Source organism: Xanthomonas sp. SI, assembly GCF_014236855.1.
Classification (GTDB): domain Bacteria; phylum Pseudomonadota; class Gammaproteobacteria; order Xanthomonadales; family Xanthomonadaceae; genus Xanthomonas_A.
The window spans coordinates 3,435,299-3,461,369 of record NZ_CP051261.1; the positions used below are offsets into that span (position 1 = coordinate 3,435,299).

The window sequence follows — 26,071 nt, forward strand, 5'->3', positions numbered from 1 at the left end:
CGCAATCGGCATGCGCCCACGCTGCAACTCCTTCCACCGCGAGTCGCGTCCATGTCCATGTCCCCTGCCGTCGCTTCCGTTTCCCCGGCGCATGCGCCGGCACTTTCGCCGCAACAGGCCGCGCCGCTCGATGCCGCGATCGATGCGGCCTTGCGCGAGCAGCGCCTGGTCGGCGCGGTGGTGCTGGTCGCGCACGCGGGCCAGTGCGTCTATCGCCGCGCCGCAGGCTGGGCCGACCGCGAGGCGCGGCGGCCGCTGCGCGAGGACGCCACCTTCCGCCTGGCCTCGGTCAGCAAGCCGATCGTCGCCACCGCGGCGCTGGCGCTGGTCGCGCAAGGCCGGCTGCAGCTGGATGCACCGATCGCGCGCTGGCTGCCCTGGTTCCGCCCCGCGCTGCCCGACGGGCGGGCGCCGGACATCAGCCTGCGCCAGTTGCTCAGCCACAGCGTCGGGCTCGGCTACCGCTTCCTCGACCCGGCGGACGGCGCGCATGCGCGTGCCGGCGTGTCCGACGGCATGGACAACAGCGGCCTGAGCCTGGAAGACAACCTGCGCCGCCTCGCCGAAGTGCCACTCCAGTACGCACCCGGCACCGGCTGGGGCTATTCGCTGTCGATCGATGTCGCCGGCGCGCTGCTGCAGGCGGCCAGCGGTCAGCCGTTGCCGCAGCTGGTGCGCGACCTGGTCACCGCGCCGCTGGGCATGCACGCCACCGCCTTCCATGCCGAGGACGCGGCGCGGTTGGCCGTGCCCTACGTCAACGGCGACCCTTCGCCGCACCGGCTCGGCGAAGGCGAAGTGGTCGCGCCGTTCGCGGACGGCGCCGGCATCGTGTTCCATCCTTCGCGCGCGCTGGATCCGCAGGCGTTCGCCTCCGCCGGCGCCGGCATGGTCGGCAGCGCCGACGACGTGCTGCGCCTGCTGGAAACGCTGCGCTGCGGCGGCGCGCCGCTGCTGCCGGCCGCGCTGGTGGCCGAGATGGGCCGCGCGCAGGCCGGCGATTTCGGCCCGCCGGACGCGCCCGGCTGGGGATACGGCCTGGGCTTTGCGGTGCTGCGCGATCCGGCGCCGACCGCGACCCCGGAAGCACCCGGCACCTGGCGCTGGGGCGGCGCGTACGGCCATAGCTGGTTCGTCGATCCGGCACGGCAGCTGAGCGTGGTGGCGCTGACCAACACCTTGTACGAAGGCATGTCCGGCGCGTTCGTGACCGAGCTGCGCGACGCGGTCTACGCCAGCCTGCGCAGCGTGCCGGCATGAGCGGGGAACGCCTGGCGCCGTGCCCGGCCGCCACCGCTGCGGCGGCAACGCAGCGCCTGCCCTGGAGCGGATTGCTGGCGCTGGCCTGCGCCGGCTTCGTCACCATCCTCACAGAGACGCTGCCGGCCGGCCTGCTGCCGTCGATGGCGGCGGGATTGGGCGTCGGCGAAGCGTGGGTCGGCCAACTGGTCAGCGTCTACGCGCTGGGTTCGCTGCTGGCAGCCATCCCGCTCACCGCCGCCACCCGGCGCTGGCGCCGGCGCCCGTTGTTGCTGCTCGCCATCGCCGGCTTCGCGCTGGCCAACACGGTCACCGCCGTATCCGCCAGCTATCCGCTGATCCTGGCCGCGCGCCTGCTCGCAGGGGTCAGCGCCGGGTTGCTATGGGCGCTGCTGGCCGGCTATGCGAGCCGGATGGTGGCGCCGGCGCAGCAGGGCCGCGCGATCGCCGTGGCGATGGTCGGCACGCCGCTGGCGCTGGCGCTGGGCGTGCCGGCCGGCACCCTGCTCGGGCAGCAGTGGGGCTGGCGCTGGACGTTCGGCGCGATGTCGCTGCTGAGCCTCGGCCTGCTCGGTTGGGCCCGCGCTGCGCTGCCCGACTTCGCCGGCCACACCGCGCGCACGGCGCTGCCGCTGCGCCGCGTGCTGGGCCTGCCCGGCATTGTCCAGGTGCTGGCGGTGATGCTGCTGTTCGTGCTCGCGCACAACCTGCTCTACACCTATGTGGCGCCGCTGCTGGCGCTGTCGGCCGCGGCGGCCGCGCTGGACCGCTACCTGCTGCTGTTCGGCGTCGCCGCGCTGCTGGGCATCGTCGCGGTGGGCCTATGGATCGATCGCTGGATGCGACCGCTGCTGCTGGCAAGCATCGGCCTGTTCGCGCTCGCCGCGCTGGCGATGGCGCTGTGGCCGCGTTCGCCGGCGCTGCTGGCCGTGGCGATGGCGGTGTGGGGATTGGCATTCGGCGGCTGCGCCACGCTGTTCCAGACCGCGATCGCGCGCCGTGCCGGCGAGGCCGCCGATCTGGCGCAGTCGCTGGTGGTCACCGGCTGGAACCTGGCGATCGCTGGCGCCGGCGTGCTCGGCGGCATGGTGTTGCAACGTTCCGGCGCCGCCGCGCTGCCGTGGACGGCGCTGGCGCTGCTGGTGCTGGCGTGGGCATTCGCGCAGCGCCGGTACGGCTGGGCGAACACCGGCGGTTGAGCAGCGCCGGCACGACCGGCGCGCGTGCTGTCTGTGGCGTCGGCGATCGCTGGCGCCACGGGCCGGTGCCAATCCACATCCGCGATGATGCCCGCAGCCCATGCGCAACGATCGTCGTGCGGCGCGCTGCTCGCCGCTGCACGCAGCGCGCGACAACCGCCGCGGCGCGCCCCTTTGCGCCGCGACTCAGGCCTTGCGCAGGAAGCAGGTCTTCAGCACCAGTCCCTTGATCTTGTCCGAATTGCCTTCGATGTGCTCGGCATCATCCTCGACCAGGCGGATGCCGCGGATCACTGTGCCCTGCTTCAGCGGGATCGACGAGCCCTTCACCTTCAGGTCCTTGATCACCACCACGGTGTCGCCGGCCTGCAGCACGTTGCCGTTGCTGTCGCGCACCACCGTTTCTGCGGCGGTGGCGGTGTCCGCCGCTGCCGGCCACTCGTAGCCGCAGTCGGCGCAGATCCACAGCGCCCCGTCGACATAGGTGTTTTGCAGGGTGCATTGCGGACAGGCGGGTGCGGCGGACATGGGGTTCCTTGATACGGCGACGACGGGAGGACGCCTATTGTAGCCGCCCGCTCCACGCCGCCGCGTGCCGCGTCCGGTCCGCTCTTCCCGCAGGAATCCCATGTCCGCCGCTTCCGGTTCCCGCTTTGCGATCTATGCCGCGCTCGCCGGCAACCTGGCCATCGCCATCGCCAAGTTCGTCGCCGCCGCGCTGTCCGGCAGTTCGGCGATGCTCAGCGAAGGCGTGCATTCGCTGGTCGATACGGTCAACGAGCTGTTGCTGCTGTACGGCCTGCGCCGCGCCGCGCGGCCCGCCGATGCCAGCCATCCGTTCGGCTACGGGCGTGAGCTGTATTTCTGGAGCTTCATCGTCGCCCTGCTGGTGTTCGCGCTCGGCGCCGGCGTGTCGCTCTACGAGGGCATCGCGCATGTGCGCAATCCGGAGCCGGCCAGCAACCACACCCTCAACTACGTGGTGCTGGGCCTGTCGATCCTGTTTGAGGGCGCTTCGTGGTGGGTGTCGCTGCGCGAGTTCCGCGCGCGCAAGGGCGCCATGGGCTACGTGCAGGCGTTCCGCGAAAGCAAGGACCCGAGCCTGTTCACCGTGCTGCTGGAAGACAGCGCCGCGCTGATCGGCCTGTTCATCGCCCTGCTGGGCCTGTTGGCCGCGCAGTGGCTGCAGATGCCGGAGCTGGACGGCGTGGCCTCGATCGGCATCGCCGCGGTGCTGGCCTGTTCGGCCTTCGTGCTGGCCCGCGAGACCAAGGGCCTGCTGATCGGCGAACCGGCGGCGCGGCCGCTGAGCGATGCCTTGCGCCGCATCGCCGGCGCGGATCCGGACGTACGCGCGGTCAACGGCGTGCTGAGCGTGCAGATGGGTCCCGAGCAGGTGGTCGCCGCACTCAGCGCCGAATTCGAGGACCAGCGCAGCACCGCGCAGATCGAGGCCTGCATCGAGCGCATCGAACGCGCCGCGCGCGCGCAATACCCCGAATTGCAGTCGCTGTTCGTCAAGCCGCAAACGCCCGAGGCGTGGCAGGCGCGGCGCAGCGCGTTGCGCGCGCCGCCGCCAGCCTGAACGCGTAATCCGCCGCGCCGACTTGCGATCCGCCGCCGCTTTTCGTTAGGGTATTCGGGTAGCACCTCCCATCGCGCTGTGACTGTGCCGGCGTATCCCACTTCCTACTGAATGAGGTTTCCCATGGAGATCGCCAATGGCCTTGTCGCCACCATCCACTACACCCTGACCGACGATGCCGGCGAGGTGATCGATCAATCCGCGCCGGACAATCCGCTGAGCTATCTGCACGGCGCCGGCAACATCGTGCCGGGGCTGGAAAAGGCGCTGACCGGCAAGCGCCCCGGCGAACGCGTGCAGGTCGACGTGATTCCGGCCGAAGGCTACGGTCCGCGCCACGAGCAGCTGCAACAGCAGGTGCCGCGCAGCTCGTTCCCGGATGCCGAAGGCCTGCAGCCCGGCATGCAGTTCCAGGCGCAGACCGACCAGGGCCCGCTGCTGGTCACGGTCACCGAGGTCGGCGCGGAACTGGTGACCATCGACGGCAACCATCCGCTGGCCGGGCAGGTGCTGCATTTCGCGGTGGAAGTGGCCGGCGTGCGCGATGCCACCGAGCAGGAAAAGAACCAGGGCCACGCGGGCGCGGCGCTGTAACCGTCCGCATCCCGGCTGCACCGCACGAGGCCCGCAATCGCGGGCCTCGTGCATTGTGCGGAGGCGGCAGCGACAGGCGCGGCCACGCCCCTGCAGCGGCCGCCGCCGGCTTGCGCCGCGCTGCGGCTTGCCGCACAGTGCGCGGCCCCCTGCCCGGCCCCGCAGCGACATGAGACTCGGCATCGATTTCGGCACCAGCAACTCCGCCGCCGCCGCGGTGATCGATGGCCGCGTGGTGCCGATCGGCTTCGGCGACCAGCACCAGTTCCGCACCACCGTGTACTTCCCGGAAGTGATGCGCGACCCGGCCGATTTCGAGCTGACTCCGGTGCTGGAACGGCAGGTGGACGAGCTGATCGAGGCCGGGCGCCGCGATGCGGCCGCCGCCGGCCGCGAGCGCAGCCGCGACGAGTTGCGCCGCGATGCGATCCGGGTGGTGCGCCGGCAATGGATGGAAGCGCAGATGCGCGAGCCGCGCAGTTCCGCGGCGTTGCTGCAGAACGCGGTGTACGGCGACGCGGCGCTGGATGCGTATTTCATCGAAGGCGAAGGCAGCCTGGTGCAGAGCCCGAAATCGATGCTCGGCTACAACCTGCATCCGCGCGCCAAGCAGACCATCACCGGCATCGCCACCCATATCCTCGAGCACATCCGCCTGACCGCCTCGCAGCAACTCGGCCTGCAGGTGCGCAGCGCGCTGCTCGGGCGCCCGGTGCAGTTCCGCAGTTCGATCGGCGAGGCCGGCAACGCGCAGGCGCTGCAGATCCTGCACAGCGCCGCGATCGCCGCCGGCTTCGACGACATCGCGTTCCTGGAAGAACCCGCCGCCGCGGCGATGCACTACCACGCCGGCAGCGACGAACGCCACGACGCAGTGGTGGTGGACATCGGCGGCGGCACCACCGACATCGCCCACGCCAGCGTCGGCGGCGACGGCGCGCCGCAGGTGCATCGCGCCTGGGGCATTGCCCGTGGCGGCACCGACATCGACCTGGCGCTGAGCCTGGCCAGCTACATGCCGCTGTTCGGCCGCGGCAGCACCCGCGTGCCGGCGCACCATTACGTCGAGGCGGCGATGGTGCAGGACACCACCCGCCAGCGCGATTTCCGCCAGCATCGCTACGACGAAGTGCCGCACCCTTACGACACGCGGCTGCAGGCGCTACAGGACACCGGCAACACCGCGCGCCTGTACCGCGCGGTGGAGCGCAGCAAGATCCGCCTCAGCGACAGCGCGCAGCACGCGGAGGCGCTGGAGTACATCGAAGCCGGGCTGCAGGTGCAGGTGCGGGCCGACGAACTGACCCATGCCGCGCGCAGCTATCTGGAGGCGCTGGGCGAGCTGCTCGCGCAGGTCCGCAGCGACATCGGCTGCGATCCGGCCGCGGTGTTCCTGACCGGCGGCATGTCGCGCGCCGGCTACATCCAGCAGGTGGTCGCCGCCGCGTTCCCGCAAGCGCGCCTGGTGCACGGCGACCCCTCGTTCGGCGTGGTCCAGGGTCTGGCCCTGGCCGCCGCGCAGCGCTGACCGACGCAGGCCGCAACGCCTCGCCAACCTCGCCGCAGCGCGCGCCGGCATGGCCGCGCGTGCCCAAGTCGCTAGCGCAGCTTCCGTTCATACGCAAGGGGCGCGACTGGCGTAATATGCGCGGTCACGCTTCAGCGTCACGTTTCTACACGCGTCTCGTCCGGCCGTTTCTGTCGCCCGACTCGCCCCTCTTCTCGCGCCAGCCTCCGTCCCGCTTCGGGCCGGACCCAACGGGAGCGCCTGTGTCCGGCTACGCCACCCAGATCAACACGCTCAACCTGGGCGGCCAGGACTATCGCATCCGTTCGCTGCTCGATACCCAACAGTTCTCCGATCCCGACGCGCAGGCCGAAGCGGCCGGCATTTCCTCGGCGCAATGGAGCCTGTTCGGCAACGTGTGGCCGGCCGGCCGGCTGCTCGCCGAAGCGATGGCGCTGTACGACTTCGGCGACAAGCGCATCCTCGAGATCGGCTGCGGCCTCGGCCTGGCCAGCCTGGTGCTGCGCCGCCGCGGCGCCGACATCGTCGCCAGCGACCGGCATCCGCTGACCGAAGTGTTCCTGGCCTACAACGCCGCGCTCAACGAAATGCCCGCGGTGCCGTACCGCCGCCTCGACTGGGACCAGCCCAACCTCGAGCTGGGCCGTTTCGACGTGATTATCGGCAGCGATGTGCTGTACGAACACCAGCATCCGGCGCTGCTGGCCGAATTGCTGGCGCGGCATGCGACGGCGAGCGCGGAAGTGCTGATCGCCGATCCGGGCCGCGGCAACAGCGCCGCACTGACCCGCGCGCTGGCCACGCAGGGCTACGCGCTCAGCGAACAGCGCGAAATGCCGTTGGGGCCGGACGATCTGCCGCCCTACCGCGGCCGCGTGTTGCGCTTCAGCCGCGATGCCCTGCCAACCGGTGGCAACGCGTGAGCGCGCAACAGGCAACGCCGCGCGCCGCGGCCGAAAAATCCGTCACCTGCGATCGCTGCGACGCGATCTGCTGCCGCCTGACCGTGCTGCTGATGCCCGACGACAAGGTGCCCGAGCACTACACCGAGCACACCGCCGAAGGCCTGCACGTGATGGCCCGCGACGAGGACGGCTGGTGCGTGGCGGTGGACAGCAAGCGCATGTGCTGCTCGATCTACGAACAGCGCCCGGCGATCTGCCGCAAATTCACGATGGCCGGCCCGTATTGCCGCGACATCCGCCGCATCCACAACGATCAGTTGGCGCGCGGCATTCCCCTGACGATGTACTGACTCCAGGAGATTCACCATGGCACGTCCCACCAGCAAGACCCCGCCCCCGACCGCCAAGACCGCACGCAGCAGCAGCGGCGACAAGGCGCAGAAGGGCCTCAGCCGCGAGCGTATCGAGGCCGACATGGCCGCGTTCCGCAAGGCCGGCGGCCGCGTCGAAGTGCTCGGCACCACCCGCGTGCTGAAGAAAGTCGACGAAGCCGAAGCCGGCTGAGCACGCGCACTGCGGCCCCGCCGCAGGCGATGTCGGCGCCGTCTTCACGGCGCCGGCCGATAATCCAGATCTCTTCGCTGTGACAGACGCACGGCATGCTCCTGCGCTCCCTCTCCGCTGAACTGGGCCAGCCGGCCTGCGGCAATTGCCGCGATGGCGAACCGCTCGACTTCGGCATCCGCATGGCGTTCCAGCCGATCGTCGATGCGCAGGCGCGCACGATCTACGCGTACGAGGCGCTGGTCCGCGGCGAGGACGGCAGCGGCGCGGCCGCGGTATTGGCGCGGGTGCGGCCGCAGCAGCTGTACCGCTTCGACCAGACCTGCCGAGTGCAGGCGATCGCCACCGCGGCGCGGCTGGGTCTGCGCACCCGGCTGTCGATCAATTTCATTCCCAATGCGGTGTACGAACCGGCGACCTGCATCCGCCTGACCCTGGCCGCGGCCGAGCACTACGGCGTGCCGACCGGCGATCTGATCTTCGAGATGAGCGAGTCCGAGCGCATCCGCGACCTGCCCAAGGTGGTGCGGATCCTGCGCGACTACGCGCAGCGCGGATTCCTGACCGCGATCGACGATTTCGGCGCCGGCCACTCCGGACTCAACCTGCTCGCCAGTTTCCAACCGCATCTGCTCAAGCTGGACATGGCCCTGATCCGCGACATCGATAGCAGCGTACCGCGCCAGCATATCGTCGCCGGCATCGTCGGCATGGCCGCGGCACTGGGCTGCCGGGTGCTTGCCGAGGGCGTGGAAACGCCCGCCGAATACCGCGCGCTGCGCGCGTTGGGCATCGACCTGTACCAGGGTTTCCTGTTCGCGATGCCGGCGCTGGAGGCGTTGCCGGAGATTCCCGCCGAACGCTGGGCCAGCCTGGAACAGGCCGCCTGAGCGACGCCCGGCAGCGCGCATGCGCTGCAGCGTCGGGGCGGCAGCGATGGCGCGGGCCGGGCGCCATCCGCACTTGCCCGATGCGGCGACGATTGCGACCATCGCGCCTCCCCCGCCATGCCGAACCCGCCGATGTCCTCGCTCCACACCATGCTGCCACCCTCGGTCCACCGCTGGCTGGACCTGATCGTGCCGGGCGCGCATATCGCGCTGATCGTGCTCGGCGCATGGCTGTTGCGCACTCTGCTGCGGCGGCTGGTACGGCGCCTGAGCGAGCACCACGCGTTGCCACCCGAACTGACCATGCTGGCGCGCCGCGGCAGCGGCTTCGTGATCTACACCACGGCGCTGCTGCTGATCCTGGATCGGCTCGGCGTGTCCGGCACGGTGCTGTGGACCGCATTCACCGGCTTCGCCGCCGTGGCGGCGGTGGCGTTCTTCGCGGCCTGGAGCGTGCTGTCGAACATCTTCTGCACGCTGCTGATCTTCGCCACGCGGCCGTTCCGCCTGCACGACCACATCGAACTGCTCGAGAACGGCGAAAAGCCCGGACTCAAGGGCCAGGTGGTGGATATCAACCTGATCTACACCACGCTGCGCGAGAACCGCGGCGACGAAGGCGACAGCGTGCTGCAGATTCCCAACAGCCTGTTCTTCCAGCGCAGCACGCGGCGCTGGCGCGGCCATCCGGTGCCGCCGGGACTCGGCTAGCGCGCAAGCGCACGTCCTAACAAGACACTGATCGCACCAACGCTATCGTGGCTGGTCTGTGCGCCGCCTCGCGGCGCGCGCCCCCATCGACAAGGTGCCCCATGGAACTACCCGTCCACCCGTTCGCCGATCTGTTCGCCCAGTTGGGCCTGCCCAACAGCGAAACCGAGATCCGCCAGTTCATCGGCCGCCATTCGCCGCTGCCGGACACGATGCGGCTGGAGGAAGCGCCGTTCTGGACGCCGGCACAGGCGCAGCTGCTGCGCGAGGAGCGCATCGACGACGCCGACTGGGCGATGGTGGTCGATCAACTCAACATCGCCCTGCACTCGCGGCCGGTCCCGCCGGTCGGCACCGCCGCCAACGACGACTGAGTCGTCCAGGGCGCGCCATCCATTCCCAAGCAGATCGCACCGCTACGCGTTGGATTGAACGAACCCGTGGCCACGCCCGCGCGCTGACACGACAGCGCGCACGCGCAACAGCGGCCCTGCGGGTGGGCCTGTCAGGCCCAACGCGACCTACTCGGGAATGGAAGACACGCCCTAGCGCAGCTGGCTGTCCTTGCTGCCGCGGCGGTTGTAGCCGCTGTGCTCGTGCTGTTCGTGGTCGTGCGCTTCCTGGCAGGCCACGCACAGGCGCACGCCCGGCACCGCCTTGCGCCGCGCCTCGGGAATCGGCGCATCGCAGGCCTCGCACTGCTCCAGGCTCGGGCCCTGCGGCAGCTGGCTGCGCGCACGCTTGATCGCATCTTCGACGGTGGCGTCGATCTGGTCCTGCACCGCGCCGTCGCCTGCCCACCCTGTGGCCATGATCGTCTCCAAGGATTCGCTACGTCCCGATGATGCGGCCGCAGCCGGCGATTGCAATGCACGCCGGTTTCACATTCGCCGGCATGTTCATGCACGGCGTGCGCTGTGCGCTGCCCGCCAGGGCGGGTCATCGGTTCTCCAGCAGGTTGCGTTGCGCCAGAGTGCGATCGCTGCCGGCGCGTAGTACCGATGCAGCCGCCACTGCGCAGCGAGCGGCCGAAAGGCCGCGCGCCGCCGGCTACCAGATCAGGTCGTCCGGCACCTGGAAGCGGCTGTAGTACGCGTCGTCCTCGTCGCCGGCCGCCGGCGCGGCCTGGGTGGTGTCGAGCACGATCGCCGCGGGATCGCGGCTGGCCACCTTTTCCACCACCGCGCGCGGGATCGGCGCATAGCCGGCATCCAGCCGCGCGATCACCGCCGCACCGCTGATCAGCTGCGCGCGCAAGGCGGCGTCGACCCGCAAGCGCTGGATCTTGCCGGCATCGGTGAAGTGGTAGTCGATCTCGCCATCGGCCTTGAGCTTGTTGCTGTCGACGATCTGCCGCGCCTGTGCGCGCTGCTCCTGCGCACGCGCCTGCGCGTTGCGCTCGGCGGCCAGCGCGCGGTCGCGCTCCACCCGTTCCAGCCGCAGCCGCTCGCTCTCCAGCTGCTCGGCGCTGGGCAGCGGCGGCGCCTTGCCGTGGCGTGCCTTGGCCTGCTCGCGCGCGACCTGCGCCACCTGGTTCTTCTTCACCAGGCCGGCCTTGAGCAGCTGTTCCTGCAGGGGATTGCGCATCGGGAAAATCCAGTCGATCCAAGACGTTGGACCCTATCTTACCCGCTGCGCCCGCCCCCTGGCCGCGCCCGTGCGGCGGCGGCCACGGCTCGTGCCGGCGGCCTTGGCGCGCTATCGTGGCGCCATGCAAACGCTGAAATACCTCGTCGGCTATCCGCCGCATGTGCAGGATCAGGTCCGCGAGCTGATCGCGCGCGATCGCCTCGGCGAATGGCTGCGCAAGCGCTACGACACGCCCAATCCGGTGCGCAACGACCGCCAGCTGTACGACTACACGCTGGCGTTGAAGGACCGTCACATGCGCAGCTCCGATCCGCTGCACAAGGTCATCTACGACAACCGGCTGCAGGCGGTGAAACACGCGCTCGGCACCCACACCAGCGTCTCGCGGGTGCAGGGCAGCAAGCTCAAGGCCAGCCGCGAGATCCGCATCGCCGGCGTATTCCGCGACGCGCCGGCGGCGTTCCTGCAGATGATCGTGGCGCACGAACTGGCGCACCTGAAGGAAAGCGCGCACAACAAGCCGTTCTACCAGCTGTGCACGCACATGGCGCCGGACTACCACCAACTGGAATTCGATCTGCGCCTGTACCTGACCCAGCTCGATCTCGCCGGTACCGCGGACCGCTGAGCGGCGCCGCGCATGGCAGGGCGGCGACGGCTGCACGTACACTGCCCTGCCCTGATCGCCGAGCCATTCGATGTCCGTCCCTACCCGCCTCGACAAATACGTGGCCGCCATGCTGCCGTGCTCGCGCAGCGAAGCGCAGCAGTACATCGAGGGCGGCTGGGTCAGCGTGGACGGCGTGGTGGTCGAGGAACCGCAGGCGGCGGTGACCACGCAGCAGGTGACCCTGGCCGCCGACGCGCAACTGGGCGCGGTCGAACCGGCCACCCTGCTGCTGCACAAGCCGGCCGGGCTGGATCTGGACGCCGCCCTGGCCCTGGTCAGGCCGGACACGCGCAGCGCGCTGGACATGGCCAAGGTGCGCGTGCTGAAGCGCCACTTCCTGCGTCTGAACGCGCCAATGCCGCTGGAAGACGCCGCCAGCGGCCTGCTGGTGCTGAGCCAGGACGGCCGCGTGCTGCGCCGCCTGACCGAGGACGCGACCTCGATCGAACAGGAATTCGTGGTCGAGGTGCGCGGCGAACTGAAGCCTTACGGCATGCTGCGGCTGGCGCACGGCCTGGTGTACCGGCAGCGCAGCCTGCCGCCGTGCAAGGTCAGCTGGCAGAACGAGGACCGCCTGCGCTTCGCGATCAAGCACGTGCAGCCCGGGCAGCTGCAGCACATGTGCGCCGAGGTCGGGCTGGAAGCGATCAGCCTGCGGCGCCTGCGTGTGGGCCGCATCCCGCTGGGCAAGCTGGCAGCGGGCGAATGGCGTTATCTGCCGGGCGGCGAGCGTTTCTGAGCGGCGGCGGTCGCGACCGGTGGCGCGCCGACGCACGGCGCTTGCCACCGTGCCGTCGCGCACGCTTGAGCCTTCCGGCGCGAAGTCCCCCTGCCTTGCGGCCTATTGCGCGCGTCGCGGCTGGCGGCCGACACTCGCCGCGGGCACAAGGGGACGGACATGATCGCAACGATGCTGGCAGCGGCACTGGCCTTGGCGCCGACCGACGCCGCGGTGGCGCAAGCCGACCTGCAGTTCGCCGCCGCGCGCATCGCCGCCGATCATCCGGGACTGGTCCCCGGCGAGGATCCGGGGCTGGCCGCGCAGGCGCGGCAGGCGGCGAGCGCGGCGCAGGCCCAGGCGCGGCGCATCGTCGATCGTGCCGGCTATGCCCAGGTCATGCAGGCCTATGCCGCCGCGTTCGGCGATCCGCATGTCGCGATCGAACTGGCCTCGCCCGACACCGACACCGGCGCCGCGAGCACGACACCGCCCGCGCCCGCCAGCGCCGCGCAGGGCGCATTCGAACGCCTCACGCCAGCGGCCTGGAAACTGACCCTGCCGACCTTCTATGCCGGCGATCCCGGCTTCGAGTCGACGATGAGCGCGATCGCCGCGGCGGCGGACGCGCTGCGCCAGCACACGCCCACACTGCTGGTCCTGGACCTGCGCGGCAACGGCGGCGGCGCCGCGGCGCCCGGCGATGCGGTGCTGGCCGCGATCTGGGGCGAGCAGGCGCTGCCCGCGCTGGACCGCCGCCGCGCCAGCGCCTCGCTGTGGCGGGTCTCCGACGGGGTCATCGAAAACCTGCAGACGCGCCGCACGCGCATCGCCGCGCGCTACCCGCAGGAACTGCCCGGCTTCGACCGCTTGCTGGACGGCCTGCGCGCGGCGCAGCGCCAGGGAGAGGCGCTGTATCGCGATCCGCTGCCGAGCGCGGCCGCCGGCACCGCGCCGCGCGGCGGCCCGGCACGCATCGTCGCCATCACCGATGGCGCCTGCATCAGTGCCTGCCTGGATTTCATGGACCGGCTGCTGGAAGGTCCCGGCGTGGAGCAGGTCGGCCAGCCGACCGGCGCCGACACGCTCTACACCGAAGTGGAAAGCGTGCCGCTGCCGAGCGGACGCGCGACGTTGCTGTTGCCGATGCAGCGCCTGGAAGGGCGCCAGCGCGGCGCGATGCAGGCCTATGCGCCGCGCGTGCGCCTGGACGACGACGCGGCGGTGAGCGCCTGGCTGCGCCGCGAAGTGGCCGCGGTCTCGCCGCCGGCCGGCACCGCGCCGTAGCGCTGCGGCGCGGCGCGGCGCGACCGGGATCGGGATCGGGATCGATCCGAGCGTGTCGAGCGCGCCTATGCGGCAACGCGCTACGGCTGCGCCAACGCGCGCTCCACCGCCTGCTGCGCCAATGGCGCCATCAGCGCGTAACCGGCCGCGGTGGGATGCACGCCGTCGGTGGCCAGCGCCTTGTCCAGGCCGCCCTGGCGATTGCGCATCTTGCTGTGGTAGTCCAGGTACACCGCGCCGTGGCTTTGTGCGTACTGCTCGATCCAGGCGTTGAGCGCGCGGATCTTTTCCGCCGGTTGCAGGCCCGGCCGCCACGGGTAGTCGCTGACCGGCAGCACCGACGCCAGCACCAGCTTGATGTGGTTGGCCTGCGCCAGTTCGGCCATCGAGCGCAGGTTGTCTTCGATCATGCGCTGGGTGGACAGGCCGGTGTTGCCGGCCAGGTCGTTGGTGCCGGCCAGGATCACCACGGCCGCCGGCTTGAGGTCGATGACGTCCTGGCGAAAGCGCACCAGCATCTGCGCGGTGGTCTGCCCGGAAATGCCGCGATTGACGTAGGGCTTGCCGGGGAAGAACGTGGCGCCCTCGCTACGCCCCCACATGTCGGTGATCGAATCGCCGTAGAACACCACGCGCCGCTCGCCCGCGGCCGGCGGCGCCAGCGCGGCGTTGTCGGCGCGATAACGATCGAGCTGCGCCCAGTCCAGCAGGCGCTGCTGCAGTTCGGCCACGTCCTTGGCCTGCAGCGTGTCCGGCGCTTGCGTGTACAGCGCATCCACCTTGCCCTGCAACGCGCCGGCGGCAGGCGCGGCGGTCTGCGCGAACGCAGGATGGACGGCACTCAGGCATAGCGACAGCAGTGCGGCACGCGACAAAGGCTTCACGATCCATCTCCAGTTCGGGAAACGCGTCACCCTAATCCAAATCTTGCGCCTGCGCGCGGGTCGGTGGCTTGGGTGGCGTTTGCGGCATTGCCGATGCGGTGTTGTCCGCGGTTTCTGCGCACGGAGTTCGCTCGTAGTTCGGTTCGGCGATGCTGCGCCCGTACCCTCACCCCAACCCCTCTCCCGTGGGGAGAGGGGCTTTTGTTTGCTCCGGTGGAATTCGCGCTGCCGCCGGCTTCGCTCAGTCGCTGGCTGCCGCCTGCCGCGGCAGCGTCGCCAGGAAACGGGTGCCATCCTGCTTCGACGAGCTGACCTCGATGCGCCCGCCATGCGCCGCGACGATCCGGTCGACGATGTAAAGGCCCAGGCCCAGATTCGCCCCGGCGACTTGCGGGGTGCCGTCGGCGTGCGCGGTGGTGGTCAGCGGCTCGAACACCGAGGCCAGCATCGCCTCGGGAATCGGCGGTCCCAGGTTGTGCACGCTCAGTCCCACCTCGTCCGCCGCCAGGCCGTTCAATGCGATGGTGATCTGCTGATCGCGACTGCCGTACTTCAATGCGTTGTTCAGCAGGTTCGCGATCACCCGGCGCAGCCGCATCACGTCCCAGCTGCCGTGCAGATCGCCGACCGTGATCACCTGCATCGCCCGTTTCGGATAGATCGTGGCCATCTCGTCGACGAGCTCCTGGGCCAACGCATCCAGGCTGGCCGCTTGCGGACGCACCGGCGTGGACACGCCCAATTTGTCGCTGGTGAAGTCCATCAAATCGTCCAGGATCGCCTTCATCTGCATGGCGCTGCGCAGTAGCACGCGCGCCTGCGGCGCTTGCGCCTCGCCCTGCCCCAGCATCAGGTCCGCGCAACTCATCACCGCCGACAACGGCCCACGCAGGTCGTGGCCGAGGATGCCCATGAACAGATGCTGGGTCTGCTCCACGCTCTCCATGAAGGCGCGCACCGAATCGGCCAGGATCTGATCCAGCGCCTCGTTGAAGCGGCTCATGTCCGGCAGATCCTGCACGCCCGGGATGTGCTCGGATCGGCTCCACAGGCGCATCACGCTGGCGCGCAGCGCACGGAATTCCGACACCAGCTGCATCATGCCGAAGCCGTGCTTGATCCGTTGCCGCGCATGCAGGCTCGCCGCGCCGTCGGTCTCGAATTGCTCCGAGCCGGCGTCCAGCGACCTGAGCCGCAGCTCCGTCGCGCTCATCGGCGCGCGCATGTCGGCGACGATTTCGGCCAGCAGTTGCGCGGCGTGATCGCGCAGCTGGAATGTGCTCATCGCCTCGCCTTCCGCACCGCGGGTACGCGCGAACGCGATCCAGTCGTTGCACAGCGGCTTGATGTTCGCCTCGATGAAATCGGCCAACTTCATGCCGGCACCCTCGCACCCGGGCGAGCGCACCGTAGCTGCCAGGCGCGCCCATTCGCCGCGAGCATGGCCCCCGCGCCGCTCGCCGCCGTCGCCGCGCGGCCTTCCAAGCAAAACATCCCCATTGCGTCAGCCCCCGGCGTCGATGCGCCAGCTTAAACATTCCCAGTTGGATGCGTACGCCGGGACCCTGCCGGATCGGGCAAAGCGCTGCCATGCGTCGCCGCCACAGCCCGGTTTTCGCGGCGGCTCGCGGCTGCGCGGGGCGCGACGGCTCGCGCAGCCTCTGAACGGATCGATTTTTGTGCGGCGCCGAGGCTACAAGGCGCATGGCAGTACCGATGCGGAATCGGCGATATGCGCAACGGCGAGCCGCCAACGACCGACACTCGAACCCGGCATGCGCCAGGCACGCGACGCGCAGATTGTCACCAAAGCGCCATACGGCAGCCTCCGCTCCGACCAATCGCAGGCGTGCCGCTGCGCCACACGCTCGGCATTCAGTCGCCACTCATGCGCCGATCACTGCCCCGCATCGGCCCGCATGTCGCGCGATAGCCAATGCCCGAATGCTGGATTCCGAACCACAAGCCGTTGCCCGGCAAGGGACAACGGTGAATGCCCAAGCGCACACGCCGCACATGCCGGCCATCGGGCATGCACACGTTTGCCACGCGATGCCACGCGGGCGATTGGTTTTCGCTATCCATGCAACCTTTTCGCCGGCCCTAACTTTTTTGTACGTACATGACACGCGCCGTTTTCGGTTCCTACCATTGCGCCGGTAGTGAAGGGGGGGTCCCCACTCCAAGCCCCGAAGGACACCGCATGAACAGGCATTACGCGCAACGGAAACTCTCTCTGCTGTGGCTGGCCTTGGCTCCCGGACTGATGCTCGCCGCGACGGCGTCGGCACAGTCCGCAAGCACGGCGCCGGCGCAAGCGCCGAACGACGGCGCAGCGTCCGCCAGCCCGCAGGGCGGCAGCGACGGCGACACCGCAAGCTCGCGTTCCATCGCTGGCTATGGCACCGCGTTCGGCGGCGGCGCGCCGTACGCCACGCGCAGCAGTTGGGAAAACGCCGGTGGCGGCTATCTCAACACCCGCTTCGCCCCGGCCGAATGGCAGATCACTCCGTTCAACGCGCCGCGGCTGAAGACCGCATGGACCTTCACCACCGCAGGCGACGTGTCCGCCACGCCGACCGTGCAGGGCAGCGCGCTGTACGTGCCCGACTGGGGCGGCCAGCTGTATCGCATCGACACCGCGCTGGGCAAGGCGGTGTGGCAGGTGAAACTGTCCGACTACACCGGCAACGCCGCCTCGCTGTCGCGCAACAGCCCGGCGATCGCGCGCGACAGCGTGCTGGTCGGCGACCAGGCCAGCGGCACCGTCATCGCCATCGACAAGAACACCGGCAAGCTGCTGTGGAAGACCGTGGTCGAAGCCAATGCGCAGGCACGCATCACCGCCTCGCCGGTGGTGTACGGCGATCGCGTCTACGTCGGCGTGTCCTCCGGCGACTGGGGCGGACTGACGCACGGCTACAAATTCTCGTTCCGCGGTAGCGTGGCCGCGCTCGACCTGAAGACCGGCAAGCTGCTGTGGAGCTTCCGCACCGCGCCGGAGGGCTACACCGGCGCCTCGGTGTGGGGCACGTTGGCGCTCGACCCGCAACGGCAGCGCGTCTACGCCACCACCGGCAACAACTACTCGGTGCCGCTGGACGTGGCCAGCTGCGTCAAGAACGCCAATGGCGACAAGACCGCGCAACTAGCCTGCCTGGCGCCGGACAACTACGTGGACTCGGTGCTGGCGCTGGACATGCGCAGCGGCAAGCCGGTGTGGACGCGCCGCCTGCAGGGCGCCGATGCCTGGTCGCTATCGTGCCTGGTCGCGCCGACTGCCGGCGTGTGCCAGGAACCGCAGGGACCGGACTACGACTTCAGCGGCGGCGGCGCCAACCTGTTCACCGCGATCCGCAACGGCAAGCGCCAGGCCCTGGTCGGCGCCGGGCAGAAGAGCGGCGTGTACTGGGCGTTCGACGCCGACAGCGGGCGCACCGTGTGGTCCACCCAGGTCGGTCCGGGCGGCACCGCCGGCGGCATCGAGTGGGGCTCGTCGGTGGATCCGCTCAAGTCGCGCGTGTACGTGGCCATCAACAACAACAACCACACCAGCTACACCCTCGCACCCGGCAACACCGAGACCTGGAACGCCGGCGCATGGGCGGCGCTGGACGCGGCCAGCGGCAAGATCCTGTGGCAGGTGAAGGTGCCGGGCATCGATCCGATCCAGACCACGTTCGGCGCCGGCGGCCGCGGCCCGCTCGCGTCCTCGCCCGGACTGGTCTACGCGGGCTCGATGTCCGGCGCGATGACCGTGCTCGACGCCGAGACCGGCAAGACCCTGTGGAGCTTCGATGCCGGCGGTTCGGTCTCCAGCGCGCCGGCCGTGGTGGACGGTGCGGTGTACTGGGGCGCGGGCTATAGCCGCTTCAACTTCGGCACCGGCGTGCACAAGCTGTACAAGTTCGTCCCGGCCAGCGCGCGCGGTCACTGATCGCGCGGCAGCGTCCCCGAGACAGGTGCGCACCGACAGTCCTCCTGCGCATGCAGGAGGACTGTTTTTGTAGACAATGCATCCGCTGCGAGGCCGAAGGTCAGCCACCGGCGGCGCGACAGCGACGCTTCCATCACGCAGGCGATCGGCGCGCAGCCCAGCTGCCAGCCCTTACGAGCGCTTCTTTTTTTTCGCTTCCCGGCTTTCTTCGCCGGCAATCAGCGACCGCACGTCGTGGATGATGGTGAACATCGCCGCCTGCGCCTTGTCCCCGTCGCCGCTCTTGATCGCGTTCAGGACCCGCCGGTGCGCCGGGATGCTCGCCGTGTGCCCATGGATGCGGTTGGTGAACTGGATCGAAAAACTCAGTGCGGTGTTCACCAGCTCGTGGAATTGCATGTAGAACGGATTGCCGGTCGCGTCGAGGATCGCGACATGGAAGGCCACGTCCGAGGACAGGTGATCGTCTTCGCCGCGGCCGGCCGCGATCATGCGTTGCAGCGCGTGCTCGATCTTGCCGATCGCCTCGGCATTGCCCTGCTGCGCGGCCAGCTTGGCCGCCATCGGCTCGATGCCCTGGCGCATTTCGGTGAACGAACGCAGCAGGCCGTGCGAGAACTTGCGCTCCAGCATCCAGCGCAGCACGTCCGGATCCAGCAGGCTCCAGGTCTGTTCGGGCCGGACCACGATGCCGCTGCGCGGACGCGCTGACAGCAGGCCCTTGGCGGTCAGCATCTTGATCGCCTCGCGGGTCACGCTGCGGCTGGTGGCATACGCCGAGGAGATCTCCGCCTCGGTGGGGAAACTCTGCAAACCATAAATTCCGGCCACGACATCGCGCCCCAGCGCATCGAGCAATTGCGAGCTAAGCGTCGTGCTTCCGAACTGTCGCGTCCCCCTTCCCAGATGGTGGGATTTCATTGCAGGCAGCCGTTTTTACAAGGAAAGATCGAGAGTAGCACGGCGATTTCGGCACGGAAGTCTTGATTTTTTCACGCCAAATCCGGTGGCCCGGGACATGCGCGGACACGTCCCGGACACCGGGCGGGCACGCGTGCCGCCGGCCGGCAAGCGCCTCACCGCAGCCGTTCGCAAGCGCTCGCGCAGCGGGCGGTGCTGGGTGCGCAACACGCGCCTCGCCGTGCTGCGCCGCCCTGCCACCGCTCACTCGTCGCGCCCGGGCGCCGCCTGCTCGGCAACGCTGTCCGGCGTCGCGTTCGGCTGCAGGCGGAACCGGTAGCTCGCCGGCTGCAGCGCGATGCGATACGCCGCGTGCGGCTGGCCCCACTTGCTCCACTGGTCGTCGCCGCCCACGCCGATCTGGCGATCGTCGATCAGCAGCGACACCCGGCCATGGGCACGGATATCGGAACTGTGCGCGCTGCCGACCGGCCTGCGCTCCAGGTCGGAATACGGGAACGCGAGCGCGTTGACCGACAGCGGCGCGGACCCGCTCACGGTCAGCGCCGCGCCCTGCTCCGGCGCCAGCCGCAGCCAGCGCACGCCGACCTTGTTGCCGGTTTCCTGCGGGCGGATGTAGTCGTGGTGCTGCTCGGCGATCTTGCCCGCATAGAGCGCGATCTCGCCGCTGCTGTAGCGATCGGCATAGGTCTCGTGCGGACCGCGGCCATACCAGGCCAGGTCGACGAAGCGGCTGGGCATGGTGAACGCCAGGCCGACGCGCAACGGATCCGGCAGGCCGGGATAGCGCGGGTCGAAGCGCGCGGTGACCTCCACCGAGCCGTCGCGCGCCATCAGGTAGGCGACGTCGTAGCGCACGTCGGCCGTCGCGCCATCGCCGCCAAGATCGAAACCGACGTCGATCCTGGCGCTGCCGTCATCGGCCTTGCTGGCGACGATGGAGCGCACCCGGCGCGTTTCCGACAAGGTCTTCCACACCAGGTGGGTCGCGTACAGGCCGGTGCCGATGTCGTTGTCGGTCGGTGCGCGCCAGAAGTTGGGCGCACCGCCCTGCAGCAGTTCCTGGCCGTGGTAGGCATAACGCGCGACCAATCCGGTGCCGCGGTCGATGCGCAGTTCCGCGCCCGCCGCGCGCAGGCTCAGTTCGTCCGGCGCGTCGCGCAGCGCGACCGCGGCGCCATCGGCACGCGGCGCCGCCGCCGCCGGCGGCGACGCCAGCGCGAACTGCTCCCAGGACACCACATGCCCGGCAGGCACCAACGGGATCGTGCCTTCGCGCGCGTGGGCGCGCACGCTGATCAGGTACTCGGCGCCGGGCTGCTTGTGCAACGCGGGCAGGTCCAGCTGCAACTCGCCGGCCGCACCGGCGGCGATCGCCAGGTCCGGCGCGCGGCCCTCCTGCACCACCCGCCCGTCCTGGCGGATCTGCCAGTCGAAAGAAAATCCCGACAGGTCGATGAAGGCATGCCGGTTGCGCACCAGGAAACGCCCGCGGTCGGCGTCGATGGCCTCGAACTGGATCGGCCCGTAGACCTTGGCCAGCTCGTGCAGGTGCGGGTTCGGGGTGCGGTCCGATTGCAGCAGGCCGTCGCCGAACTCGATCGCGCTCTGGCCCGAGGGGTTCGGCCCGTAGTCGGCGCCATAGCCCCAGTACGGCCGGCCATCGGCGGTCTTCAGCAGCGTGCTCTGGTCCACCCAGTCCCAGATGAAGCCGCCCTGCAGGCGGTCGTGCGCATAGATGGCGTCCCAATAGGCTTTCAGGTCGCCCAGGCTGTTGCCCATCGCATGCGCGTACTCGCACATGATCAGCGGCTTCTGCGCATACTCGGTGCTCGTCGCGTAATCGACGATGCGCGCCACCGAGTCGTACATCGGCGCGTAGATGTCGGCATAGGCATTGGGCGCGTGCTGCGCGTACAGCGTGCCCCAGCCCAGGTAGCTCACCAGCCGGGTGGTGTCGCGCGCGTGCAGCCAGTTGGCGGCCTTCTCGAAATTCGGGCCGATGCCGGCCTCGTTGCCCAACGACCAGAAGATGATCGACGGATGGTTCTTGTCGCGTTCGAACATCCGCTGCACCCGCTGCAGGTGCGCCAGCTCCCATGTCGGGTCGTAGCCGAGCTGCACCTTCTCGCGCGGGCGCATGCCCTCGTTGCCGGCCTCCATGTAGGCATGCGATTCGATGTTCGCCTCGTCCATCACGTACAGGCCGTATTCGTCGGCCAGGGCGTACCACAGCTCCGCGTTCGGATAGTGCGAGGTGCGCACGGCGTTGATGTTGTTCTGCTTCATCAACTCAATGTCGCGCCGCATCGAGGCTTCGGAGATCACGTGGAAGGTCTGCGGATCGTGCTCGTGCCGATTCACGCCGCGAATCTTGACCGGCTTGCCGTTGACCTTGACCAGTCCGTCCTTGACCTCGACGGTGCGGAAGCCGATGCGACTGGCGCTGGCCTGGATCAGCCGCCCATCGGCGGCGTGAACCTCCAGCAGCAAGGTGTACAGATTCGGCGTTTCCGCACTCCACGGGCGCACCTTGCCGATCGCCCCGGACAGCGTGAGCGCCGCCTCCTGACGGGCCGCCGTCACCGTCGCCTGCCGCACCAGCACCGGCGTGTCGCCGTCGAGCAGCGTGGCGGTGACCCGCGTGCCCTTGGCCGCGTGCACCAGGCCGACATCGACATCCAGCGCGCCGCCGACATAGCGCGCATCCAGCGTGGCGCGCGCGAAGAAATCGCGCAGCCAGGTCTGCGGCGTGGCCAGCAGGTAGACATCGCGTTCGATGCCGCTGACCCGCCAGAAATCCTGGTCCTCCAGATAGCTGCCGTCGGACCAGCGATAGACCTCGACGGCGACCGAATTGCGGCCCGGGCGCAGCTGCGCGGTCACGTCGAATTCGGCCGGCAGCTTGGAATCCTCGCTGTAGCCGACCCGCTGTCCGTTGACCCAGACGTAGTAGGCCGCGCCGGCCGCGCCGATGTGCAGCAGCACCCGGCGCCCGTCCCAGCCTTGCGGCACCTCGAACTCGCGCCGATAGGAGCCGACGCTGTTGATCGTGTGCGGGATGAACGGCTGGTTGGCCGGGAACGGGTACTGGATGTTGTTGTACAGCGGCTGCCCGTAGCCCTGCGCCTGCCAGTCGGACGGCACCGGAATGGTCTTCCACGCCGACACGTCGTAATCGTCGCGGTAGAACTGCGCCGGGCGCTGCTCCGGCGTGGGCGAGAACATGAAGCGCCAGTCGCCGTTGAGCGCGAGGTGGTAACGCGAATCGGCGATGCGGCCGGCCTTGGCCAGCTCCACCGATTCGTACGGGAAGGACGTGGCCCGCGCCGGCAGCCGGTCGATCTCGTTGACCTCCGGGCGCTCCCATTCGGGCAACGTGGCGGCGCCGGCCCAAGTCGTGGCCATGTGCAGGCCGAGCAGCAGCAATACGCTTGCGTTGGCCAGGAGTCGTTGTCGCACTGTCGGTTTCATCGAAAGCCCCTCGTGTACAAAACAGCGAATCGGGTCGCACTGCAGCGGCGATTCCCGACGTCGGGATGCAGCGCCGGCACTGCAACGCGTAAACATGCACGGCCACGCAGCTGGGCGCGGGCCGGCCTCATTGCTTGCGCAGGACCACCGTGACCACCGACTGCGGCGGCGCCAGCGCCGTTTGCGCACCGGGTGCGGCCGCGCGGCGGCAAGCGGTTTCGGCGCGCTGCGAAGCCGAGGTGACGATCACCTGCTGCGTCCACGCGCCAGTCCCCAGCGTCTGCGCCGCGATCGCCAGGCGCCGCGTCGACAGCCCGGCGTTGACGTGCACGAATACCAGGTCGCGCCCATCCGCCGACAGCGCCGCCACCGTATCCGCGTCGTCCACCTGCAGCAGGCGCATGCCCGGTCGCAGATAGCGGCTAAAGTTGGCCATGGCCCAGTACTTGCGGGTGACCTGGAAGGGATGCTCGGCCGCCGCCGCGGCGCTCAGGTCCATCCGGATCAGGCCCCAATGGCGGCCGGAGCCGGGCTTGCCGGCCGCGGACGTTTCGATCGCCTGCCAGAACACCCACGCCGACGGTTCCAGGCGCTTGAGGTCCAGCACCATGTGCTCGGCCAGCGCCAACGCCGGGCGCACGTCGTCCACGCCCTCGGCCACGTTGGGCGGCGACAGGTCGTTTTCCGACATCCACAGGCGAATGCCGCTGGCGGCGGCGATATCGCGCACGCCGGTCTGCCCGGTGCTGTCGTAGCTGTGCACGTTGAGCTGGCCCAGCACCGCCTTGGTGGCGTCCGCATAGCCGGACCAGTTGTGGATGAAGCCCAGCGCGCTGGTTTCGTCCATCGCCGCGACCCGGGTCTGCAAGCCGCGCGCACGCAGCGCGCGGTCGCTGGCCTGGAGGATGCGTTCCTGCGCCGGCACGCTCCAGTGCGCGCCTTCCTGGGTATTGCCGGCGAACCAGTAGGGCGTGCCCGGCTCGTTGACCGGCGACAGCGTGCGGAAGGCGATGCCGTGGCGACGCTGCAGTTCGTCCACCACCTGCGCCAGATACGCCGCGAACGCCGCCTCCTGGCCGGGCCGCAGATTGTCGTCCAGCCCATGCTCGGCACCGGAGACGCGCCCGCTCACGGTCATGAACCACGGCGGCGAGTTGGAAAACGCCTCGAAGATGCGCTGATCCGCGGGCACCCTCGCACGGATCGCGTCCAGCCACCAGCGCTGGCCCTGGTCGGCCGACCAGTCCCACATCGCTGGATCGTCCGCACGCCACCAGTCCTTGCCCGATGCGCCCGCCGGCTGCCGCCAGAATCCGGGTATCGCCGCGCCGGGGCGCAGATACGGCGGCGTGTCGGCCGCATTGCCGCCGCCGATGTTGTAGCGGGCGATCACACAGCCCAGGCCGTCGCGGCCATAGAGCAGATCGGCCAGGCGGTTGCGCAGCGGATCCGGATAGGCGCCGGTCACGCTGGCGAACCAGGCCAGCGCCGTGCCGAAGCCCTCGAAGCGGGTCCGCGGCGACTGCAGGTCCGCGCGCAAGGCGACGGTGACCGGCGCGTCGGCGTCGCACAGCGGCGCGCCGAGACACGGCAGCGCCAGCGCCGCGAGCGCGATGCCGCCAAGCCAGCGGCACCGCAGCCGCGCAGTCCATGTGCGCCGCATGCGCGGGCGAGGCAGTACGGCGCTACTCATGCGCCGCCTGCATCAGCGTCACCATCAGGCTGCCGCCGCGTTCGGGCAAACGCAGTCCGAAATAGGTTTCGTCGCCGTTGAGCAGGCGCTCGCGCACCCAGCGCCCGTTGTCGAAATGCCCCTCTTCCACCGTGAGCAGCTGCGCCGTGCCGCGCGCACCGAGCTTTGCGGCGAACGCCAGGTTGGCGTTGGCGCCGGTGACCAGGAACCGTTCGGGCTCCACTTCGGCGACCAGCACGCGGCCGTTCGGCACCGCGTTGCCCTGCCCGCGCGGCCCGCCATAGCCGTCACGGACCTCGCCGAAGCGCACCGCGACATCCAGCTGCGAGAACGCCAGCGCCACGTTGGCGATGCCCTCCTCTTCCACCGCGGCCTGCACCCGCCCGGCATCGCGCAACGGCAGCAGGAACCGCGCCGCGTCGCGCAGCAGCCGGAAGTTGACGGCGACCGGATCCAGCGTCTCGCGGCCCTCGGCATCCAGGGCGAAGTCCTCACCGATGCCGAACTTGCCGATGCCCACCGCGAAGGGCCGCGCCAGCACCAGGAACATGTGCCGCGCATGCGCGGCCGACCCGCCGGTCTCCGGCACGAACAAGGGATTGTCCGGGCGGTCGTAGGCCGCGGCGATGGCGGTATAGGGCGCGACGTTGGTGTCGTAGTTGTCCACGCCGACGACGTCGATCGCCGGCGCCAGCGCCTTCCACATCGGCAACAGCCAGGACACCGCGCCGCCGCTGGGCGAGGACAGGCCGGGCCGCAGCAGGCCGGGTTGCTCGCGCGGCCAGACGTTGAGGTACAGCGGCAGGTCGTAGGCGGCCTTGCCCGCCGCGGCGATCGCCTGGATGTAGCGCGCGGTGTGGTAGGCCATGAACGCCTCCGGTGCGCGCGCGCCGAATGCCGCGGTCCAATCGCCGCCTGCAGCGCCGGGCATGTCGGCCGGCACCTGGCTGGCGAACAGCGCCTGCGCGGCGGCGGAATGGTCGCGCTCGGCGCCGAGCGTGCCGGCCTCGTTCTCGACCTGCACCATCAGCACGGTGCGGCGCTTGCCGTCGATGTCGCGCAGGTGCCGCATCAGCGCCGCGAAGGCGCGCGCGTCGGCGTCGCGGCTGGCCGCGGCGACCGGCGACAGCGCGTCGATCGGGCGGCCATCGGCGTCGATGACGCGCGGGTAGCGCACGGGGTCGCGTTTCACCCAGTCGGGGACGTAGGCCATGCCGCCGTTCTTCCAGGTGCCGAACCACAACAGCGCCAGCCGCACCTGTTGCCGCCGCGCCTCGGCGACCAGCCCGTCGACCAGGCTGAAGTCGTAGCGGCCGGCGACCGGCTCCAGTTCCTGCCAGGACACCGGGACCATCACCGTGTTGCAGTGGCTGCGCACGATCGCCGCCTGCAACTGCCGCAATTGCGCCGGGGTGCCGCTGCTGTTGTTGAGCTGCATGCCCAGCAGCAGCCACGGCATGCCATCCACGGTGAAACTGCGGCGGCCGTCGGCGGCGACGACGAAACGGCTGTCCTGCGCCTGCACCGCCATGGCCGGGACCAGGGCCAGGAGCAGCGCGATCGCGCCGCCGCGCAGGCAGCGCCAGACGCGCGTGCGGGCGGTGCTGTTGGTCGATGGCATCTGCATGGCGTGCGTGCTGTCTCCGGGTCGGGTCGGTGTG

At 70.0% G+C, this 26,071-nt stretch carries 24 protein-coding genes; 15 read left to right on the plus strand and 9 right to left on the minus strand.

What is annotated here, in order from left to right; all coding sequences use genetic code 11:
• Nucleotides 1-51 precede the first annotated feature (51 nt).
• Both HEP75_RS14365 and HEP75_RS14370 read left to right on the plus strand, forming a co-directional pair.
• Nucleotides 52-1,260 carry a serine hydrolase domain-containing protein gene (locus tag HEP75_RS14365; protein WP_185823976.1) on the plus strand — a complete coding sequence of 403 codons (1,209 nt, stop codon included), beginning with the start codon at nt 52-54 and terminating at the stop codon, nt 1,258-1,260.
• Entirely contained in the window at nt 1,257-2,459 is a 1,203-nt protein-coding gene (locus HEP75_RS14370; RefSeq protein WP_185823977.1) for an MFS transporter, read from the plus strand. The genes HEP75_RS14365 and HEP75_RS14370 overlap by 4 nt, the downstream gene beginning before the upstream one ends.
• Before the next feature lie 186 nt (nt 2,460-2,645).
• On the opposite strand, the gene HEP75_RS14375 is transcribed toward HEP75_RS14370, so the two are convergent.
• Nucleotides 2,646-2,987, minus strand: coding sequence for a zinc ribbon domain-containing protein YjdM (locus tag HEP75_RS14375; RefSeq protein ID WP_185813390.1), 342 nt, complete (start codon nt 2,985-2,987; stop codon nt 2,646-2,648).
• A 100-nt stretch (nt 2,988-3,087) separates the two neighbouring features.
• Between HEP75_RS14375 and HEP75_RS14380 the strand changes: the two genes are divergently transcribed.
• The 9 genes from HEP75_RS14380 (at nt 3,088) to HEP75_RS14420 (ending at nt 9,610) form a co-directional block, all read left to right on the plus strand.
• Nucleotides 3,088-4,044, plus strand: a complete 957-nt coding sequence (locus HEP75_RS14380) for a cation diffusion facilitator family transporter (protein ID WP_185813391.1) — start codon at nt 3,088-3,090, stop codon at nt 4,042-4,044.
• Nucleotides 4,045-4,167: 123 nt separating this feature from the next.
• Entirely contained in the window at nt 4,168-4,638 is a 471-nt protein-coding gene (locus HEP75_RS14385) for a peptidylprolyl isomerase (RefSeq protein WP_179563736.1), read from the plus strand.
• 169 nt (nt 4,639-4,807) lie between these two features.
• Nucleotides 4,808-6,166 (plus strand): Hsp70 family protein, encoded by a 1,359-nt coding sequence (locus tag HEP75_RS14390; RefSeq protein ID WP_185823978.1) that lies wholly within the window; start codon nt 4,808-4,810, stop codon nt 6,164-6,166.
• Between the two features lie 242 nt (nt 6,167-6,408).
• Nucleotides 6,409-7,089 (plus strand): methyltransferase domain-containing protein, encoded by a 681-nt coding sequence (locus tag HEP75_RS14395; protein ID WP_185813393.1) that lies wholly within the window; start codon nt 6,409-6,411, stop codon nt 7,087-7,089.
• Complete coding sequence (locus tag HEP75_RS14400) at nt 7,086-7,421, plus strand: YkgJ family cysteine cluster protein (protein WP_185813394.1); 336 nt, start codon at nt 7,086-7,088, stop codon at nt 7,419-7,421. The genes HEP75_RS14395 and HEP75_RS14400 overlap by 4 nt, the downstream gene beginning before the upstream one ends.
• Before the next feature lie 16 nt (nt 7,422-7,437).
• Nucleotides 7,438-7,635 (plus strand): hypothetical protein, encoded by a 198-nt coding sequence (locus HEP75_RS14405; protein ID WP_185813395.1) that lies wholly within the window; start codon nt 7,438-7,440, stop codon nt 7,633-7,635.
• 95 nt (nt 7,636-7,730) lie between these two features.
• On the plus strand, nt 7,731-8,525 hold the full coding sequence (locus tag HEP75_RS14410; RefSeq protein WP_185823979.1) for an EAL domain-containing protein: 795 nt from the start codon (nt 7,731-7,733) through the stop codon (nt 8,523-8,525).
• A 150-nt stretch (nt 8,526-8,675) separates the two neighbouring features.
• Nucleotides 8,676-9,236, plus strand: a complete 561-nt coding sequence (locus tag HEP75_RS14415; protein WP_255424107.1) for a mechanosensitive ion channel family protein — start codon at nt 8,676-8,678, stop codon at nt 9,234-9,236.
• A 101-nt stretch (nt 9,237-9,337) separates the two neighbouring features.
• A complete protein-coding gene (locus HEP75_RS14420; RefSeq protein WP_185823981.1) occupies nt 9,338-9,610 on the plus strand; it encodes a DUF2789 domain-containing protein in 273 nt (90 codons plus the stop codon).
• 171 nt (nt 9,611-9,781) lie between these two features.
• Here the strand turns inward: HEP75_RS14420 and HEP75_RS14425 are convergent, their stop codons facing one another.
• Together HEP75_RS14425 and HEP75_RS14430 are read right to left on the minus strand one after the other, a co-directional pair.
• Nucleotides 9,782-10,048 (minus strand): DksA/TraR family C4-type zinc finger protein, encoded by a 267-nt coding sequence (locus tag HEP75_RS14425; RefSeq protein WP_185813399.1) that lies wholly within the window; start codon nt 10,046-10,048, stop codon nt 9,782-9,784.
• Between the two features lie 238 nt (nt 10,049-10,286).
• Nucleotides 10,287-10,823, minus strand: a complete 537-nt coding sequence (locus HEP75_RS14430; protein ID WP_185823982.1) for a DUF2058 domain-containing protein — start codon at nt 10,821-10,823, stop codon at nt 10,287-10,289.
• A 124-nt stretch (nt 10,824-10,947) separates the two neighbouring features.
• Here HEP75_RS14430 and HEP75_RS14435 point away from each other — a divergent pair, with 124 nt between their 5' ends.
• The 3 genes from HEP75_RS14435 to HEP75_RS14445 all read left to right on the plus strand — a co-directional run bounded on the left by HEP75_RS14435 (nt 10,948) and on the right by HEP75_RS14445 (nt 13,501).
• A complete protein-coding gene (locus HEP75_RS14435) occupies nt 10,948-11,454 on the plus strand; it encodes a YgjP-like metallopeptidase domain-containing protein (RefSeq protein WP_185823983.1) in 507 nt (168 codons plus the stop codon).
• A gap of 70 nt (nt 11,455-11,524) precedes the next feature.
• Complete coding sequence (locus HEP75_RS14440; RefSeq protein WP_185820569.1) at nt 11,525-12,235, plus strand: rRNA pseudouridine synthase; 711 nt, start codon at nt 11,525-11,527, stop codon at nt 12,233-12,235.
• 159 nt (nt 12,236-12,394) lie between these two features.
• Entirely contained in the window at nt 12,395-13,501 is a 1,107-nt protein-coding gene (locus HEP75_RS14445) for a S41 family peptidase (protein ID WP_185823984.1), read from the plus strand.
• 80 nt (nt 13,502-13,581) lie between these two features.
• On the opposite strand, the gene HEP75_RS14450 is transcribed toward HEP75_RS14445, so the two are convergent.
• Complete coding sequence (locus HEP75_RS14450) at nt 13,582-14,385, minus strand: SGNH/GDSL hydrolase family protein (RefSeq protein WP_185823985.1); 804 nt, start codon at nt 14,383-14,385, stop codon at nt 13,582-13,584.
• A 241-nt stretch (nt 14,386-14,626) separates the two neighbouring features.
• Complete coding sequence (locus tag HEP75_RS14455) at nt 14,627-15,763, minus strand: HAMP domain-containing sensor histidine kinase (protein ID WP_185823986.1); 1,137 nt, start codon at nt 15,761-15,763, stop codon at nt 14,627-14,629.
• Nucleotides 15,764-16,588: 825 nt separating this feature from the next.
• Between HEP75_RS14455 and HEP75_RS14460 the strand changes: the two genes are divergently transcribed.
• On the plus strand, nt 16,589-18,322 hold the full coding sequence (locus HEP75_RS14460) for a PQQ-binding-like beta-propeller repeat protein (RefSeq protein WP_185823987.1): 1,734 nt from the start codon (nt 16,589-16,591) through the stop codon (nt 18,320-18,322).
• A gap of 171 nt (nt 18,323-18,493) precedes the next feature.
• On the opposite strand, the gene HEP75_RS14465 is transcribed toward HEP75_RS14460, so the two are convergent.
• The 4 genes from HEP75_RS14465 to HEP75_RS14480 all read right to left on the minus strand — a co-directional run bounded on the left by HEP75_RS14465 (nt 18,494) and on the right by HEP75_RS14480 (nt 26,037).
• Complete coding sequence (locus HEP75_RS14465; protein ID WP_185820574.1) at nt 18,494-19,243, minus strand: FadR/GntR family transcriptional regulator; 750 nt, start codon at nt 19,241-19,243, stop codon at nt 18,494-18,496.
• 243 nt (nt 19,244-19,486) lie between these two features.
• Complete coding sequence (locus HEP75_RS14470; RefSeq protein ID WP_255423864.1) at nt 19,487-22,705, minus strand: glycoside hydrolase family 2 TIM barrel-domain containing protein; 3,219 nt, start codon at nt 22,703-22,705, stop codon at nt 19,487-19,489.
• 139 nt (nt 22,706-22,844) lie between these two features.
• Nucleotides 22,845-24,410: a glycoside hydrolase gene (locus HEP75_RS14475; protein ID WP_255423865.1), complete on the minus strand. Its 1,566-nt coding sequence runs from the start codon at nt 24,408-24,410 to the stop codon at nt 22,845-22,847.
• Nucleotides 24,403-26,037: a DUF5597 domain-containing protein gene (locus HEP75_RS14480; protein ID WP_221899267.1), complete on the minus strand. Its 1,635-nt coding sequence runs from the start codon at nt 26,035-26,037 to the stop codon at nt 24,403-24,405. Before HEP75_RS14480 ends, HEP75_RS14475 begins: the two co-directional genes overlap by 8 nt.
• Between the last annotated feature and the right edge of the window lie 34 nt (nt 26,038-26,071).